Annotated in this window: 11 protein-coding genes and 1 CRISPR repeat array; of the genes, 6 read left to right on the top strand and 5 right to left on the bottom strand. The window is 57.3% G+C overall.

Translation table 11 applies throughout. From position 1 onward, the window contains the following. Genes csy1 through cas6f form a run of 4 tightly spaced genes read left to right on the top strand, consistent with a single transcriptional unit; the run spans position 1 to position 3,848 of the window. Positions 1–1,320, top strand: a complete 1,320-nt coding sequence (csy1, locus tag FJU30_RS16795) for a type I-F CRISPR-associated protein Csy1 (protein WP_150436282.1) — start codon at positions 1–3, stop codon at positions 1,318–1,320. Continuing rightward, complete coding sequence (gene csy2 / locus FJU30_RS16790; protein ID WP_150436135.1) at positions 1,317–2,255, top strand: type I-F CRISPR-associated protein Csy2; 939 nt, start codon at positions 1,317–1,319, stop codon at positions 2,253–2,255. The genes csy1 and csy2 overlap by 4 nt, the downstream gene beginning before the upstream one ends. A 17-nt stretch (positions 2,256–2,272) precedes the next feature. Continuing rightward, the gene (csy3, locus tag FJU30_RS16785; RefSeq protein WP_150436134.1) at positions 2,273–3,283 is read left to right on the top strand and encodes a type I-F CRISPR-associated protein Csy3; all 1,011 of its coding nucleotides are present in this window, start codon (positions 2,273–2,275) and stop codon (positions 3,281–3,283) included. Positions 3,284–3,293: 10 nt separating this feature from the next. Continuing rightward, positions 3,294–3,848 (top strand): type I-F CRISPR-associated endoribonuclease Cas6/Csy4, encoded by a 555-nt coding sequence (cas6f, locus tag FJU30_RS16780; RefSeq protein ID WP_150436133.1) that lies wholly within the window; start codon positions 3,294–3,296, stop codon positions 3,846–3,848. A gap of 130 nt (positions 3,849–3,978) precedes the next feature. Further along, a CRISPR array of direct repeats spans positions 3,979–5,631; the repeat unit is 28 nt; unit sequence GTTCACTGCCGTACAGGCAGCTTAGAAA. 112 nt (positions 5,632–5,743) lie between these two features. On the opposite strand, the gene nifJ is transcribed toward cas6f, so the two are convergent. Then, a complete protein-coding gene (gene nifJ / locus FJU30_RS16775) occupies positions 5,744–9,277 on the bottom strand; it encodes a pyruvate:ferredoxin (flavodoxin) oxidoreductase (protein ID WP_150436132.1) in 3,534 nt (1,177 codons plus the stop codon). Between the two features lie 393 nt (positions 9,278–9,670). Between nifJ and FJU30_RS16770 the strand changes: the two genes are divergently transcribed. Next, positions 9,671–10,297: a hypothetical protein gene (locus FJU30_RS16770; RefSeq protein ID WP_150436131.1), complete on the top strand. Its 627-nt coding sequence runs from the start codon at positions 9,671–9,673 to the stop codon at positions 10,295–10,297. 132 nt (positions 10,298–10,429) lie between these two features. Continuing rightward, entirely contained in the window at positions 10,430–10,861 is a 432-nt protein-coding gene (locus FJU30_RS16765; RefSeq protein WP_150436130.1) for a universal stress protein, read from the top strand. 513 nt (positions 10,862–11,374) lie between these two features. On the opposite strand, the gene FJU30_RS16760 is transcribed toward FJU30_RS16765, so the two are convergent. The 4 genes from FJU30_RS16760 to FJU30_RS16745 all read right to left on the bottom strand — a co-directional run bounded on the left by FJU30_RS16760 (position 11,375) and on the right by FJU30_RS16745 (position 17,183). Beyond that, complete coding sequence (locus FJU30_RS16760) at positions 11,375–11,824, bottom strand: hypothetical protein (RefSeq protein WP_150436129.1); 450 nt, start codon at positions 11,822–11,824, stop codon at positions 11,375–11,377. Beyond that, positions 11,808–12,596: a hypothetical protein gene (locus tag FJU30_RS16755; protein ID WP_150436128.1), complete on the bottom strand. Its 789-nt coding sequence runs from the start codon at positions 12,594–12,596 to the stop codon at positions 11,808–11,810. Before FJU30_RS16755 ends, FJU30_RS16760 begins: the two co-directional genes overlap by 17 nt. Before the next feature lie 348 nt (positions 12,597–12,944). Further along, positions 12,945–14,636 (bottom strand): ABC transporter ATP-binding protein/permease, encoded by a 1,692-nt coding sequence (locus FJU30_RS16750; RefSeq protein ID WP_150436127.1) that lies wholly within the window; start codon positions 14,634–14,636, stop codon positions 12,945–12,947. Positions 14,637–14,699: 63 nt separating this feature from the next. Then, the gene (locus FJU30_RS16745) at positions 14,700–17,183 is read right to left on the bottom strand and encodes a TonB-dependent siderophore receptor (RefSeq protein WP_150436126.1); all 2,484 of its coding nucleotides are present in this window, start codon (positions 17,181–17,183) and stop codon (positions 14,700–14,702) included. Positions 17,184–17,251: the final 68 nt, after the last annotated feature.

Raw genomic sequence — 17,251 nt, 5'->3', positions numbered from 1 at the left:
ATGCAAGAGGACGGATTAAGTCGATTTATTATCGACTATATCGAAAACCGTAAGCGGCTCAAACTTGAGGCGGCGGAGAAAAAGTTTGTCGATGATGAACCGGCGCTGTCGACCGAGCGGCAGGAGATTAATGCGCGCTATCAGGTACAGGCCTGGTTAACCGATGCTGCGAACCGCGCCGGGCAGATTAGTCTGGTGACGCACGCGTTGAAGTTTACCCACAGCGATGCCAAAGGCAGCAGCGTATTCAGTTCGTTTCCTGTAGAGGAATGCCATGAATACCTTTCTACCGCCGCGCTGACGCAACCCGAGGTGGATGCCGTGGGCAATGCCGCCGCGCTGGATGTGGCGAAACTGCTGCAGACCGACTATCAGGGCGACTCGCTGGCCGCGGCATTACAGCGGGATGATGTTTCCGCGCTGGCCGCGCTAACGGACGATTCGCAACAGTTGGCGCAGTGGGTTACCGGCTTAAAGCTGGCGCTGACGGATAAGCAACCCAGTTCGCACAAGCTGGCGAAGCAAATCTATTTTCCCCTGCCGGAAAATTCCGCCGGCGAACCATATCACTTGCTCAGCCCGCTTTATTCCTCTTCGCTGGCGCAGGCGCTGCATCAGCGCATTACGGCGGCGCGTTTCAGCGATGAGGCGAAAACCGTGCGTCAGGCCCGCAAGGAAAAACGCTGGCACGATGCTGTCGATGTCTCCTATCCCAATCTTGCCGTACAAAACATGGGCGGCACAAAGCCACAGAATATCTCGTTTCTTAACAGTAGCCGCCGCGGTAAATCTTACCTGTTGCCCTGTTCAGCGCCGGTCTGGGAAAGCATTGCCAAACCGCCGGGCCAACATAAATCCATTTTTCGCCCTCGCGGTGAATTTGAACATCTGGCGCGCCCGGCGGTACGGCAGATGCAGCAATTTCTGCTTAGTGTCAGCACGGTCGGCAATACTCTGGAGATCCGTCAGCAATGCTGGTCATATGCCGACGGCATTATCGATAGCTTGTTTAACTATGTAGCGGCCATTCAGAATCTGGAGCAGGGCTGGAGCGCGCAGGCACATTGCGCGTTAAAGCGTTCTCAGCAACTCTGGTTGGATCCGTATCGCGCCGAAACCGATCCGGATTTTAAATTTGAACGCGAAGGCGGTGACTGGAAAAAAGAGGTCGCGCATGATTTTGGCGTCTGGCTCAACCGTCAACTGGAGCATGAGCAGCTACGCTTTAGCGAAGTTGAGCGACGTGAATGGTCAACGGCGAATCTGTTCAACCGACGGATGCGGGAACAGGAATACGCGCTGGCGGAGGAGATGCGATGAGTTCACTGATCATCCTGCGCCATGTGCGGGTGGAAAACGCTAATGCTATCGCCGGTTTAACCTACGGATTTCCGGCCATCAGCCATTTTTTGGGTTACAGCCACGCGCTTTCGCGTCAGTTACAGCAAAGTCATCACCTGACGCTGCACGGTTGTGGCGTGATCTGCCATAAACAGCAGCTTCATGCATACGGCTCCGGCTGGCAGCGCTCCTTCGCGCTGACCCGTAACCCATTAACCAAAGAAGCGAAAACGGCGGCTTTTAATGAGGAAGGCCGGATGCATATGACAGTTTCTTTGCTGATGGAATGCCGCGGCGAGATCGCCGATGGCGATGAAGGCGCCCGTGCGCTGGCGCAGCACTTATCCGGGCTGTGTATAAACCGTCGACTGGCCGGCGGCCTGATTACCCATATTGGTAAAATCGAGGTGATGGTTTTGCCGCAAAATGAAGCGCAGACCCGCAGGGTCATGCGTCGTTTGTTGCCCGGCTACGCGCTGATAGACCGCAGTGCGTTGCTGCAAAAGCATTTTGAGCAGTTAAAACAGGTTAATCCCGCAGCGGAAATGATCGATGCCTGGCTGGATTTCGCGGCGATTAAACAGGGTGCCGTAGAGAATAGCGACAATAACGGGCAGGTTGACTGGCGCTATCTGCCGAAACCGGCTCCGGGTTATCTGGTGCCGTTGATGACGGGATATCGCGCTATATCGCCGCTGTATGCCGGCGGCGAAGTGGAAAAAACTCGCGACCCGACCACGTCATTCTGCTTTGCCGAGGCGATCTACGGCATAGGCGAATGGCGGGGAGCGCATCGTATTGACGATCTTCAGACGGTGCTCTGGCGCCATTGCTATCGCGACGGCTGGTATCAATGCCGCAGCAATACGGCAGTTAAAACCGAAACCTACGAATTTAACGACGACGACGAATAAGCGAAAAGGATTTAATCATGGCTAAAACCACCATTAAAACGGCATCGGTACTGGCGTTTGAACGCAAACTGGCGAACTCCGATGCGCTGATGTTTTCCGGCAACTGGGACCAGACGTCTGGCTGGCAGCCAGTGACGATTAAAGATAAAGCGGTGCGCGGCACCATCTCTAATCGCCTGAAAAACGCGCTGGCCAGCGACCCGGCTAAACTGGATGCCGAGATCCAGAAAGCTAACCTGCAGCGTGTGGATGTGGCGGCGCTACCTTTCGACTCGGATACGCTGAAAGTCAGTTTTTCATTGCGTGTGCTGGGCAATCTGGCGACGCCATCCGTGTGTAACGATCAGGAATATCAGGCCGAATTGTCGCGGGTGATCGACGGTTATATTGCCGAACAGGGGTTTGGCGCACTGGCGGCGCGTTATGCGGAAAATTTGGCCAATGGTCGATTTTTGTGGCGCAACCGGGTCGGTGCTGAAGCGCTGAGCGTTCGGGTGGCTCAGGGTGAAAATAGCTGGACCTTCAAGGGCGATGACTACTCTCTGCGGCAGTTCAGTGAGCCAGACGGGGATCTGGCGCAACTGGCGGCCGCCATTGAACAAGGACTGACAGGAGAGGCCTCGGTCTTTTTCTCCGTCGATGCATTCGTGCGTTTAGGGGCCGGGCAGGAAGTGTTTCCGTCACAGGAGTTGGTACTGGATGACAACAGCCGCAACAAGAAAAGCAAGATTCTGTATCAGGTGGATGGCGTGGCCGCGCTGCATTCACAAAAAATTGGCAACGCGTTGCGCACCATTGATGACTGGTATCCCGATGCTTCCGGACTGGGGCTGGGACCGATCGCGGTAGAACCCTACGGTTCGGTCACCAGTCGAGGCAAAGCCTACCGTCAGCCGAAACAAAAAATGGATTTCTACACGCTGCTGGACAACTGGGTGACAAAGGGGAACGCACCGGAAAAGGAGCAGCAGCATTACGTTATCGCCACGTTGATCCGCGGCGGCGTGTTTGGCGAAAAAGGGGAATAAGGAGACGGGAATGGATCATTATCTGGAGATACAGGTACTGCCCGATCCTGAGTTTACCACCGCCGATTTGCTGAGCGCGCTATTTGCCAAACTGCATCGGGCGCTGGGGCAGCGGGGAAAAGGGGATATCGGCGTCAGTTTTCCTGATGCAGGGAAAACGCTGGGCGACAAAATTCGCGTACATGGCTCAGAGACGGCGCTGGCTGAACTCCAGGCCAGCGCCTGGTTGAAAGGGCTGCGCGACTATACGCAATCCAGCGATATTCAGTCGGTGCCAGCCGGAGTGAAATTTCGCCCGGTACGGCGTGTTCAGGTGAAAAGCAGTGCGATGCGCCTGCGTCGGCGTTCGGTTAATAAAGGCTGGCTGACCGAAAAACAGGCTGAAGAACGCATCCCTTTTAGCTGTGAACAGCGTACCGGTCTGCCGTTTCTGCAGTTAAAAAGTCTGTCATCCGGGCAGACATTCAGACTATTTATCGCGCAGGGGCCGGTTCAGAGTACGTCGGTTAACGGGACATTTAGCACATATGGATTGAGCGCCACCGCCACCGTACCGTGGTTTTAACCCTTTTTTTTGCGGCCAACCATAACGTATTGATTTTATAAGCAGTTGGCCGCCCCTTTAAAAAAAGGGTTTTTAGCTGGTTAAGGATGTTTTTCTTTAACAATAAGGAAGATGCCATTACTTTATAACGGTTCACTGCCGTACAGGCAGCTTAGAAAAAAACCCCGGAGTCGATTCGTTGGGGTTAACGGTTCACTGCCGTACAGGCAGCTTAGAAAGTTCCTCGATAACCTTATGTGCATAGGTCTCGTGTTCACTGCCGTACAGGCAGCTTAGAAACACCTGACGGGCGATTCCGTGTACCTGGCAAACGTTCACTGCCGTACAGGCAGCTTAGAAAAGCGGGTAGCCCATTCGATAGCTAGCCGTGATGTTCACTGCCGTACAGGCAGCTTAGAAAATCATAAAGCCGGCCACGATCGAATCGACGATGTTCACTGCCGTACAGGCAGCTTAGAAACAGCGCTGGTAAGTCATTCGTCAACAATAGCCGTTCACTGCCGTACAGGCAGCTTAGAAATCGTCTAAAAATTATACGTAGCATGTCCATCCGTTCACTGCCGTACAGGCAGCTTAGAAAGGATAGAGGCGTATCAATCTTGATGATTTCTTGTTCACTGCCGTACAGGCAGCTTAGAAATGCGTCGAACAGCAAAAACAAAAATGAGTGAGGTTCACTGCCGTACAGGCAGCTTAGAAACATTTATATATATACACTCTCTCAGGCCAGTAGTTCACTGCCGTACAGGCAGCTTAGAAATTGGGGAACTTGGGGAAGATAAATAGATATGTGTTCACTGCCGTACAGGCAGCTTAGAAAGTAGAGGTACCAACAGAACCAACACGACGCTCGTTCACTGCCGTACAGGCAGCTTAGAAAGTGTTCCGGCCAAAAAGCAAAATAGGGCTTTTGTTCACTGCCGTACAGGCAGCTTAGAAATCCGCTGCTGATATGCTGCAACGGAGAAGTACGTTCACTGCCGTACAGGCAGCTTAGAAAATCAATAAATGCACCCTTTGATAAATCAAACCGTTCACTGCCGTACAGGCAGCTTAGAAAGATGGCGTGGTGGCCTCAGCTGTCGGTAACAGCGTTCACTGCCGTACAGGCAGCTTAGAAACTGAAACGGCTTAGCCACAGCGGCGGCATGCAGTTCACTGCCGTACAGGCAGCTTAGAAATCCGGCGTTAATAACGCCTCGACAACCTCACCGTTCACTGCCGTACAGGCAGCTTAGAAACATAAGACTCATTCATGCGACGAATTGCTACCGGTTCACTGCCGTACAGGCAGCTTAGAAATTGTGCGCGGGATTGGGCAAACTACCGTGTCGGTTCACTGCCGTACAGGCAGCTTAGAAAGCCTGAATTATCGCACGGCGGCGCCTGCTCTAGTTCACTGCCGTACAGGCAGCTTAGAAAGCACGATGCGAGGCTTGATTATAACACGATGTGTTCACTGCCGTACAGGCAGCTTAGAAATACAACAGAAAGGGAATATTGTGTAAGGTTTCCGTTCACTGCCGTACAGGCAGCTTAGAAAAGTACTACATTCAGCCGCAGAATATGAGCGCTGTTCACTGCCGTACAGGCAGCTTAGAAAGGGAGAACGGCGGGAAAGAAACGGATTCAGTAGTTCACTGCCGTACAGGCAGCTTAGAAAGCGTTGGTGTTGCCGCTGAAATCATGACTGCGGTTCACTGCCGTACAGGCAGCTTAGAAAACGCCAGGCACGCATCGCGCACGTCTCCGGCGGTTCACTGCCGTACAGGCAGTTTAGAAAGTTGACGACAGCCTCGATCTTGTCGAACTCCGGTTCACTGTCTGTGCGGCCGTTTACCAAAAACGCGTTAAGCAAAAAGGGCCATCCGGCCCTTGTTCACTATGTTAACGCCTTACTCCTGCGATGATTTTTCCGCTTTGCCCGCCATCATGGTCAGGAAGTCATAGCGGCGGCGCAGATCTTCTTCCGCTTGCTGGTACAGCAGCGCGCTCTGTTCCGGCAGTTGGGTGTTAAGGCGGCGGAAACGCTGCTCTTTGAGCAGGGTTTCGCTCAGGCTGCTGGACGGCGGACGGGAGTCCGTGACCAGCGCCGCTTTGCCTTCCTGCGTCCGGCGCGGATCGAAGCGATACAGCGGCCAGAAACCGGTGGCGGTGAGCTGGCGCATCTGTTCATGGCTGAAGGCCAGATCGTAGCCGTGCTCTTCGCACGGGCTGTAGGCGATAATCAGCGACGGACCCGGCCAGGCCTCCGCTTCCTGTATCGCTTTCACCGTCTGGTTCAGCTGTGCGCCCAGCGAAATCTGCGCCACGTAGACGTGGCCGTACATCATCACGTTGATGCCCAGATCTTTGCGCGCTTTGCGTTTTCCCTTTTCGCCGAATTTGGTCACCGCGCCAAGCGGCGTGGCTTTCGACTGCTGACCGCCGGTGTTGGAGTAACATTGGGTATCGAGCACCAGTACGTTGACGTTTTCCGTCAGGCTCATCACGTGGTCCAGCCCGCCGTAACCGATGTCGTAGGCCCAGCCATCCCCGCCGATCAGCCAAATGGATTTTTCGACCAGATGATGGGCATCCGTGGCTAACTCGCGCGCGTCGTCGCCGTCAATATCGGCCAGCAGCCCGCGCAGCTGTTCGATGTGCAAACGGCGTACGTCCGGCGCGATGGCCTCTTCCTGCAGGGCGGCGACCAGATCTTCCGGCAACTGCGGCGCCAGCTTGTTGAGCAGGCGCACGACGCGCGTGCGGTGCTGATCGACGCTCAGCCGAAAACCAAGGCCGAATTCGGCGTTGTCTTCGAACAGCGAGTTGGCCCAGGCCGGCCCGCGCCCGTTGGCGTCGGTGGTCCACGGCGTGGTCGGCAGGTTGCCGCCGTAAATCGAAGAGCAACCGGTGGCGTTCGCCACCAGCAGGCGGTCGCCGTACAGCTGGGTCAACAGCTTGATGTACGGCGTTTCGCCGCAGCCGGAGCAGGCGCCGGAGTATTCGAACAGCGGCGTAATCAACTGCGAGGTGCGAATATCGATGCGTTCCAGCTGCGAACGGTCGATTTCCGGCAACTGCATAAAGAAGTCGAAGTTCTCTTTTTCGACCGTCAGGTTATCCAGCCTTGACGCCATGTTGATGGCTTTGATTTCCGGGTTCTGACGATCTTTGGCCGGACAGACCTCCACGCACAGGTTACAGCCGGTGCAATCCTCCGGCGCGACCTGCAGCACGTATTTCTGACCGCGCATATCGCGCGCTTTAACGTCCAGCGATTGCAGCGCGGCGGGCGACTCGCTCATGGCCTCGGCCGGCACCACTTTCGCGCGGATGGCCGAATGCGGGCAGGCGGCGACGCAGTGGTTACACTGGGTGCACAGCTGCGACTGCCATAACGGGATCTCTTCGGCGATGTTGCGTTTTTCCCAGCGGGTGGTGCCGGTCGGCCAGGTGCCGTCCGGCGGCAGCGCCGAAACGGGCAGGGTATCGCCCAGACCGGCCAGCATGGCGGCGGTGACGGTTTTGACAAAGTCGGGCGCGGCGTCGGAAACCACCGGCGGGCGCTGCGGGCTGTTTGCGTCCACCGCCTGTAGCGGCAGCGATTCCAGCGCGTCCAGCGTGGCGCTGAGCGCGCGCCAGTTGCGTTCCACCAGCTCCTGGCCTTTGCTGCCGTAGCTGCTGGCGATGGCGCTCTTTAATTTATCGACGGCGCTGTCGCCCGGCAAAATTTGCGTCAGATGGAAAAACGCCATCTGCATCACGGTGTTGATGCGCGCGCCGAGCTGGCATTCGCGGGCGATTTTCGCCGCGTTAATGGTATACACCCGCGCTTCGCGCTGGTTCAGCGCGGCCTGCACGTCCTGCGGCAGACGGTGCCACAGATCGTCGGCGCCGTACGGGCTATTGATCAGGAAGATGCCGCCCGGCCTGAGCCGTTCGACCATGCTGTATTTTTCAATAAACTGCCACTGGTGACAGGCGACGAAATCGGCCTGGTCGATCAGGTAAGCCGCGTTGATCGGATGCGGGCCGACGCGCATATGCGATACCGTCAGGCTGCCGGCCTTTTTCGAATCGTATACGAAGTAGCCCTGTACGAACATCGGCGTGCTGTTGCCGACGATCTTAATGGCGTTTTTGGTCGCCGAAACGGTACCGTCGCTGCCCAGCCCGTAGAACAGCGCTTCGAGCGAGGTGTTGACCGGCAGGCGCCGATCCGGCAGCGGCAGCGACAGATTGGAAACATCGTCATAAATGCCGACGGTAAAGCGCGGGCGCGGGTTATCCAGCGCCAGCTCATTGAAGATCGCCAGCACGCATTGCGGCGTGAACTCTTTCGACGACAGGCCGTAGCGGCCGCCGATAACGCGCGGCATTGTTGAGCGCTCGCCGCGGGAGAACGCCTCGGCCAGCGCGGTCATCACGTCCAGATACAGCGGCTCGGCCAGCGCGCCGGGCTCTTTGGTGCGATCCAGCACCGCAATGCGCTGTGCGCTGGCGGGGATCGCCGCCAGCAGACGGCGAGCGGAGAACGGCCGGTACAGCCGCACCTTCACCACCCCGACCTGTTCGCCGCTGCTGAGCAGGTTGTCGACCACCTCTTCGCAGGTGCCGACGCCGGAGCCCATCAGCACGACGACCCGGGTGGCCTGCGGATGGCCGTAATACTCAAACGGCTGGTACTGGCGCCCGGTGGCCTCGGCAAAGTCGTTCATCGCCTGTTCGACGTGCTGGCTGGCGTTGTCGTACCAGGCGTTGGTGGCTTCGCGCGCCTGGAAGAAGGTATCCGGGTTGGAGGCGGTGCCGCGGATCACCGGGTGTTCCGGCGACAGGGCGCGCGCGCGATGTTCCTCAATCGCCCGCTGCGGCAGCAACTGGTGCAGCACGTCATCGGTCAGCGGTTCGATCTTATTAATTTCATGCGAGGTGCGGAACCCATCGAAGAAATGAATAAAAGGCAGGCGGCTGTTCAGGCTGGCGATCTGCGAGATCAGCGCGAAGTCCTGCGCCTCCTGCACATTGCTGGCGCACAGCATGGCGCACCCGGTCTGGCGCACCGCCATCACGTCGGAGTGATCGCAGAAGATCGACAGGGAGTGGGTCGCGACGGTACGTGCCGCCACGTGCAGGACAAACGGCGTCAGCTGACCGGCCAGTTTGTACAGCGAGGGGATCATCAACAGCAATCCCTGCGAAGAGGTGAACGAGGTGGCCAGCGTACCGGTTTGCAGCGCGCCGTGTACCGTAGCGATGGCGCCGCCTTCGGATTGCATTTCGACCACGCGCGGCGTATCGCCCCAGATATTTGTTCGATCGTCGCTGGACCAGGCCGCAGCCTGTTCCGCCATCGTTGAACTGGGTGTGATCGGGTAAATGGCGATGACTTCGTTTGTTCGCCACGCCACAGAGACGACTGCGTTGTTACCGTCGGTGGTGATCATTACTTAACCTTTTTTACGGACTTACGCGGAAATAGCGTTTTGATCCGGGTATTATCTCATTTAACCGGCGATTTTATCATAAATCGATCAAAATGGAGTTGTATCAAGGTGTGACGTAAACAGCGGACGGCAGGCCGGCCAGGCGGCGATCGTCTTCCTGCGCCGTCCCGGCAGTGCGGCTGGTCGGCGATCCTGTCATGGGATCTCGGGACGGCGGATGCCGGCTGGGGAATGGCGCTGTCAGCGCGGGCCGCGGCTGCGCCGCCCGTGATTTTTCGCGCCGGTGCTTACCCGAGAAGGCGGGGTTATGCCATACTCCGCGCCGGGATTCGCGTCGGCGTGGCGAAAATAGTGCGCCGTCGCGTTGAGATTCTTCAGTTGTTAAGGACAACGATGATGTCGCAAGGTTATCAATCGACCACGATCTGGCTCTATTCCGCCAAAAACTGCGTGATTATCGCGCTGTGTGCGGGCTTTCTTTTTTTCGGCGTTCCGGCGCCGATGCTGTGGTGCCTGGTAATGGGGCTGGTGCTGCCTGTCGGCGTATCCCTGCGCCTGCATCTGTTGCAGCAGAACAATCGGGTAATTCTGCCAAAGCAGAACTCGCAGTGGATTATCTATGTGCACGGTATTCCGGTGCGGGAAACGCATTCCGATCTGCAAAATCCGTTCTTCCCGCAGCCAGCGCTTCTGCGGCGCTTTTTCCTGTGTGCCTGGAGCCTTAAAGGCGCGCTGCAGCTGGTGTTGATCGGCGCGTTTTTACATCAGTTACTGCGGCAACTGCCGGATAATTCGCTGGTCGCGCTGCTGACGGCCGCGGCCGGCGTGTTGACGCTGGGCTATATGCTCTGGCGACTGTGGCAAACGGCGCAGGCGCTGCAGGCGGCCTGGTCCGGCAACTGGCGGATGGAACAGGGGGATTTTAACGGCGTGGCCTGTTTTCGCGCTCTGGTGGCGCAGAAAGCCGGTACGGATAACCAGCAGTGGCAGCCCGCGCTGGCGCGCTTTTTACAGCTGTAATCCGCCTGACGCAGGCCGGCAAGGGCATACGGCGACGGGCGTCGCTTCGGCGCGGATCGGTTTTCTTTGTCTATTGGCCGCCGGCGGGAGTACAGTTAACGCATGGTTATTGATTCTCGTCAGGAGGGCACGATGTATCAGTCAGTTTTATTACCGCTGGATATCAGCGAGCAGGAATTAACCGAAAAGTCGCTACAGCAGGCGAAGTTCCTGGCCGAAAAGTCGCAGGGCAAACTGCGCTTTCTGTATGTAATGTCCGCAGTGCCGGACTATATTCTGAACCGCTTTAACCCGGAAACCCGTCAGTTTGAAGACACGCTGACCACGGATATTACGCAGCAGCTGAAAACCGTGATCGATCGTCTGGCGTTGCCGGCGGATCGGATCTCGATCAATATCCGTCAGGGATCGATCTATGATGAAATCCTGAAAGAAGCCGAAGAGATCAAGGCCGATCTTATCGTCATCGGTTCGCGCCGGCCGAGCGTGACCACCTATCTGCTGGGTTCCAACGCTTCGGCGATCGTGCGCTACGCCAAAACGTCGGTGCTGGTGGCGCGTTAATTGATCCGTTCGGCGCCGCCGCGATTTCTTGCGCCGCGCCGACAGAGCGGGCGGCCTGCCAGCTTCGCCCGCGCATGAACCTTCGGCGTCGACGATAGTGGTTAGCGCGTCCTTATCGCGCCAGTTCCGCCCGCGCATGAACCTTCGGCGTCGACGATAGTGGATAACATGCCCTTATCGCGTCAGTTCCGCCCGAGCATGAACCTCCGGCGTCGACGATAGTGGATAGCGCGCCCTTATCGCGCCAGTTCCGCCCGCGCATGAACCTCCGGCGTCGACGATAGTGGATAGCGCGCCCTTTATCGCGCCAGCTTCGCCCGCGCATGAACCATCGGCGTCGACGATAGTGGATAGCGCGTCCTTATCGCGCCAGCTTCCACGAGAGCCATCCAATCCGTTTAGCCGCTTCCGCCTCTTTTCCGCCGTCTGGACGCCATTTCCTCACCGCCCGGTTCCGTTTTGCCCGAATCGCTGTCGCGCCGGCGATGCGCCCGCGGTCAGCGCGCGCACGACTCAGCGGGCGGAAAGACGCCGCGCTTTACGTCCGCTGGCCGACGCAAGGTACAACGAGTAGACCTTTACCCCTTCGGAGATGAGCAGCAGCAGGAGATTAAGCAACGGCGGTTCAAGACTGAAATGATGAGCCAGGAGGGTAAACACGGAGATTGACGGCACGATCAGCAACAGACGGAGCGGAAGCTGGAACCAGGCGAAGCGTATCGCCAGCGGGCTTTGTTTCAGGAACAGCGCCGCCGTGGCGATCAACGACAGAAGCAGCAACGCGTGCAGATAGAAAAACAGGCCGCCGATCCAGCTGCCGCCATCCGCCGCCAGCTGTTGATAGCGCAGATAGTCGTCGACCAGCGGTATGTGACCCCGCAGCAGGCTGACCTGGACGAATGAGGACACGGCAATCGCATCCATCACGCCCCAAAACAGAAAAATTTTATTCCTGAAATTCATATTCATCATCCGCCTGAACGGGTTGCCAGTGCCAGGATTTGCCGCCGGACTGCCAGGGATCATCCCCTTCAAGATAGCGCTGTTGGATGATCCGCTCCTGGCCGTAGCGGCGTATAACGGAACGGCGGCGAATATCATCGCGCGTACCCGGCGGCAGGGGCTGCCAGACCTGAATCTTATCTCTGGCGGTATGCTGGTAATCCTTCCCTTCGGAGCCGAACACCCGCCCTTCATCGCCCATGGACGTTAGCCGATTAATCAACATCATAGCAGCGTTTTTCGCCGCCTTATAATCATTATCCCGGGTGACCCAGTGGCCTGGACCGTATTTATCGGTGGTCGGCGCGCTATCGCCGGTTTGGGTGGGTCTGGGTTTGGCGCTGCACATCGACAGCTCATTCTGGTAATGCTGTAACACGGTGCTGCCGAAAAAGTGGGCACTGTCGGCGACGCCCGCATGAACCAGATGACCGTCGCCGGCGATGAAAAAAGGATGCAGGCTGCGGTTCCACGAGCCGTGTTCATCCACCACCACCACTTCGCCGGTATCGATCAGTTTTAACAGCGGGGTTATATCGGCCGAAGGCTGGTTGTGGCTGCAGAATCCCGTACGGCTGCGCAACTGGTAGCCGGGCACGGGAAAAAAATTGTTCGCCGGAGCGTGCACCAGCACGAACTCCTGCGACAGGAGGCGACGAGCGTGGGCGGGCGACAGAATATGGTCATATTTTTCGAGAGAAAGTTTTTCGCAGCGTAAATCCACCAGTCTCATGTTGTTCCTGCTCCGGGTTGATAAACGATAGCGGACATATCGTCGGCCGCGGCGGCTGTACGGTAACGATGCCGGCGATGCTATTATTCTTAACACAAAATAACAAAAATGAAACAGTGGGATCGCGGCATCGGGCGCGAACTGTGCGGCCTTTTGCCGGACGAGCGGCCGCGTTGATGGGGCGCGAGGGGAAGAATGGCGGGTGCGCGGCGCGGTGAAAACGAGCGGGGAATCGTCTGGCGTCGGGAATCGGACGGCGGCGCGTTAACCGTTGCCGCCAGACTGCGGAATCGCTGACCGGTTGTCGCCAGACCCTGAAAAAGTCCAGGGGCCTGACGTCGTGCGGCGTTACGCCTGTTTCAGCCGCGCCGTTTCCGCTGGCTGTATAGACTGCAGAGGAATCTGTCGTTCGAACAGCGCGCAAATGGCCGGCTGGTGGCTGACGGCCAGCACAATGGTTTCCGGCAGCGTCTGGCGCAGCAGCATCAGCAACTGGATGGCGGCGTTGTCGTCCAACTGACTGGTGGCTTCATCCAGGCACAGAAACGCCGGACGCAGCAACAGGGCGCGCGCCAGCGACAGGCGCTGCTGTTCGCCGCCGGACAGCTCCTGGCCCCAGTTTTTTTCCTCGTCCAGCCGCTGCGTCAGATGCGCAAGCCCCACCTGTCGCAGGCAGTGCTGCAGGTGGGCGTCATCGACGGTTTGCTGGCCGGGGTACAGCAGTACCTGCCTGAGCTTATCCTGCGGCAGATAGGGTTTTTGCGGCAGGAACAGGCTGTCGCCCGCCGGCAGCCGGCAGCTTCCGCTGGCGTGCGGCCACAGCCCGGCGATCGTTCTGAACAGCGTGGTTTTACCGGTGCCGCTGGCGCCGGTCAGCGCGCACCATTCGCCGCGGCCGATTTCGAAAGAGAGCGGCGCGAACAGCGCGCCGCCCTGTGGACGACGGGCCGACAGCGCCTGGCAACGCAGCGTCGCCGGGTCGCGCTGACGTTCCGGCAATGCCGGCAACTGATGCAGACTGTGCCGGAAGGTCCACAGTCGTTCGATGGTGGCGGACCAGGTTACCAACTGACGGTAGGAGTCGACAAACCAACCGAAGGCGTCCAGCACGTAGCCGAAGGCGGCCCTGGCCTGCATGATCGCGCCCAGCGTGATTTGGTGCGTCAGGTAGACCGGCAAAACGGCGAATACCGGAATCATCAGACCAAGACGAAAATAGCTGGTGATAAAGGATTCCAGCCGGAACTCCCGGCTCATCAGTTTGCGCCAGTTGTTCACTATCGACTGAAAGCGTTGCTGCATGCGCGTTTGCTCGGCGTTCTCTCCCTGATAGAGGGCGATTTGCTCGGTATTTTCACGCACGCGCAGCAGCGTGGCGCGGTAATCGGCCTCGGCGCGCTGCTTTTCCATGTTCAGACCGTGCAGGCGATGCCCCAAAAAATGAGCAAAAGTGCTGCTGATGAGCGCATAGCCCAGCGCGATCCACACCAGATAACCATAAATGGTCACGCTGTGGCCGCCGATGTTGACGGTTTGTACGCCGGACAGTTGCCACAGAATAACGATAAAGGAAAAAAAGTAGGCGACGTTTTGCAACAGGGAAAGCAGCAGTTCCAGACTTTGCTCAATCAGCAGCCGGATATCTTCAGCGATACGTTGATCGGGGTTGTCCGGTTCGCCGCGCAGGCTGAGCCGGTAGTGTGCGCTGTGGGCCAGCCACGCCCGCTCGAATTTTTGCGTCATTTCAATACGACAACGAATAATCAGCTTTTTTTTCAGCCAGCTGTTGCAGACAATTACCAAAACAAACAGGGCGGTGTAGCTGCCGTAGCGCACGGCGAGCGACAGAATGGAGGCGTTGCGAAAATAGTCCGCCAGCGCATCGAAAAAGTCTTTGCTCCAGTTGTTATACAGCACGCTGACCCATACAACGGACAGCTTCAGCGCGATAATGGTCAGCAGCAGCAGCCAGCTAAAGGCGGCGCGTCGGGTAAACCAAAATGGAGCGATTAACTGATAAAAGCGTTTTAATGTCGGCATCTAAATTAAACCCGCGGCCCGCCGTCGGCGGGCCGCGTTCTGTCGGTAAATAGGCATCGGCGATCAGAAGGTGTATTTCGCCGTCAGCATAAAGTTGCGCGGATCGCCGTAATGGTTGTTGCCGCTGCGGTGACGGTTGTTCAGGTTCTTATAATAGACCTTATCCGTCAGGTTATTGCCCACCAGATTGAAGCTCAGGTTTTTACTGTACTGGTAGGTAACGTTGGCGTTGACCAGGGTGTAACCGCCCTGAGTCAGGCCATAGGCCCGATTGGGATAGGTCGCCGTGCCGGTCTGCGCCGTCAGCCCGGCGCCGACGGTCCACTGACTGAGCGCGCCCGGCAGGTTATAACTGCTGTACAGCTTAAACATATGCTTCGGCGTGCGCGGGCTGTACCCCGCGGCTTTATCGCTCTCTGACGCTTCCAGATATTTACTGTTGGTCAGGGTATAACCGGAAACCCACTGCCAGCCTTCCGCCAGTTTACCGGAGACTTCCATCTCAATTCCCTGGCTGCGCACCTTGCCTTCGGCGCGTGAGCAGCCGCTATCGGGATTCTGACAAACGGAGCTATCCGCTTCGGCAATCGCCCGGTTGGCCTGAATAATGCGGAACAGCGCCAGCGATGCATTCAGATCGCCGTCAAAAAATTCCCCTTTAACGCCGGTTTCGTAATTGGTGCCGGTAATGGCGGGCAATAGGTTACCTTTTTTATCTGGGGCACTTTGTGGCTTATAGATTTCGGCATAGCTTACATACCAGGTGTAATGGTCGGCGAAATCCCACAGCAGGCCGGCATAGGGGACAAACTGATCGCGGACGTGCAGCCTGCTGTGCTCTTTGTCGCTGCTGTTGCGCAGATTATCGTAATAATAGTCATAGCTGTAGGCGCTGTAGCGGCCGCCGAGGATCAGCTTCCAGTCATCGGCCAGTTCCAGCCGAGTGGTGGCGAATAAGCCGCGCTGATAAATATGATATTGATTTCTATAATGCCTATCGTGACTGCCAGAATCCGACCAGTCCGGTTCAGCGACTGAATTGGGGTTCCAGTTATAGATATCAACGCTATTCGTATTAGGGATACGGATAAATGTAGTGTCAAAATTCTCTTTCTGATAATCGCCGCCGAATACCAGTTCATGACTGCGGCCAAATAGTTCAAACGGACCGCTCAGACTGAGGTTGTAACCCCACTGATCGCTTTTGTTGTCATAGTGCAACGCATTGTTTAAGCTGCTGGCGCCGGTCGCGGGATCGACGCCGGTGGTGCCGTTCATAATGCCGATATAGCGCTCTTTGGATGTAGCCCGGGTGTAGTTAAGCGCGCTCTTTAATGTCCAGTCATTGTCAAAATGGTGCTCAAATTCAGCAAACGGATTGATTTTTTCAAAGTTAATCCGGTTCCAGCTGGCGCCGAGAAACGTTGAACGGGAAAGATGTAAATCGCTTTTATCGGTGCCGAACGGCACGCCGTAAAGATCGGGGACTACATCGGTTTTCTGCCAGTTAATACCGGTCGTGAGAGTGGTATCCGGCGTCATATCCCAGGCCAGCGTCCCGAATAACACCTTTCTTTCGCTGCCGACGTAATCGGTGAAACTCTGTTTATCCTGATAGACGCCGACAAAGCGACCGCGCACGCTGGCATCGTCATTGAGCGGACCGGATACATCCGCTTCGCTGCGGTAATTATCCCAACTGCCGGCGGCAACGCTGCCCGATGCCTGAAAATTGTAGGTGGGTTTCTTGCGCACCAGATTGACGGCGCCGCCCGGATCGCCGCTTCCCTGGGTCAGGCCGGAAGCGCCGCGCAGAATTTCCACGCGATCGTAAATCGCCAGGTCGGGGGATTCGCTGGTCGACTGGGATGCATTCATCACGCTGTTTTGCGACGACAGGCTGACGCCATCCTCAGTGATATTATCCATAACGAACGCGCGCGACTCGTACTTCACCTGAAAGCTATTCTGATTCACCACATTGACCCCGGTGGTCTGGCTCATCGCCTCATCCAGTGTGGTCATATTTTGATCGTTCATGCGCTGGCGGGTCACCACGCTGACCGATTGCGGCGTTTCACGCGGCGACAGATTCAGTTTAGTGGCGGTATTCATGCTGCGCGTGGTGTAGGAACCGGTGCCTTCGGTCATGCCGCCGGTGTTGACCTGACCCGTTACCACAATGTTATCGCCGGCCGGAATCTTTTGCAGCAGGTAGCTGCCGCCCGGTTGCGGCACCGCCTGCAGACCGCTGCCGCTCAACAGCGCGGCGAAGCCGTCGGCGACGCTGTAGGCGCCGTTCAGCGCCGGACCTTGCAAACCGGCGGCCAGTTGGGCGTTGCCGGCCAGCCAGACGCCGGACTGCTGAGCAAACTGATTGATTTGCACCACCAGAGGGCCGGCGGGGATCGCGTACTGACGCGCCGCCGGGGCTTCGGCTTGCGCCGTCGCCGGGACCACCATGGATAACGGCAGAGCGCCGCCGAGCAGCGCCCTGATAATCAGCGATAAGCGCAAAGATCCTGCATGAGAAGAAAATACCGACATAATGATTCGCCTTGTGACCCGGAGTAAATAGCTAATCCGTCATCCGTCTGGTCGCAGGTGTACTGGCT

The organism is Affinibrenneria salicis (assembly GCF_008710095.1).
Note: the sequence above shows the minus strand (reverse complement) of the source record. Positions and strands in the feature narration are given on the sequence as shown.

Coding starts and splice junctions, on each gene's coding strand:
- csy1 (WP_150436282.1), top strand. CDS start 1: ATGCAAGAGGACGGATTAAGTCGATTTATTATCGACTATATCGAAAAC.
- csy2 (WP_150436135.1), top strand. CDS start 1,317: ATGAGTTCACTGATCATCCTGCGCCATGTGCGGGTGGAAAACGCTAAT.
- csy3 (WP_150436134.1), top strand. CDS start 2,273: ATGGCTAAAACCACCATTAAAACGGCATCGGTACTGGCGTTTGAACGC.
- cas6f (WP_150436133.1), top strand. CDS start 3,294: ATGGATCATTATCTGGAGATACAGGTACTGCCCGATCCTGAGTTTACC.
- nifJ (WP_150436132.1), bottom strand. CDS start 9,277: ATGATCACCACCGACGGTAACAACGCAGTCGTCTCTGTGGCGTGGCGA.
- FJU30_RS16770 (WP_150436131.1), top strand. CDS start 9,671: ATGATGTCGCAAGGTTATCAATCGACCACGATCTGGCTCTATTCCGCC.
- FJU30_RS16765 (WP_150436130.1), top strand. CDS start 10,430: ATGTATCAGTCAGTTTTATTACCGCTGGATATCAGCGAGCAGGAATTA.
- FJU30_RS16760 (WP_150436129.1), bottom strand. CDS start 11,824: ATGAATTTCAGGAATAAAATTTTTCTGTTTTGGGGCGTGATGGATGCG.
- FJU30_RS16755 (WP_150436128.1), bottom strand. CDS start 12,596: ATGAGACTGGTGGATTTACGCTGCGAAAAACTTTCTCTCGAAAAATAT.
- FJU30_RS16750 (WP_150436127.1), bottom strand. CDS start 14,636: ATGCCGACATTAAAACGCTTTTATCAGTTAATCGCTCCATTTTGGTTT.
- FJU30_RS16745 (WP_150436126.1), bottom strand. CDS start 17,183: ATGTCGGTATTTTCTTCTCATGCAGGATCTTTGCGCTTATCGCTGATT.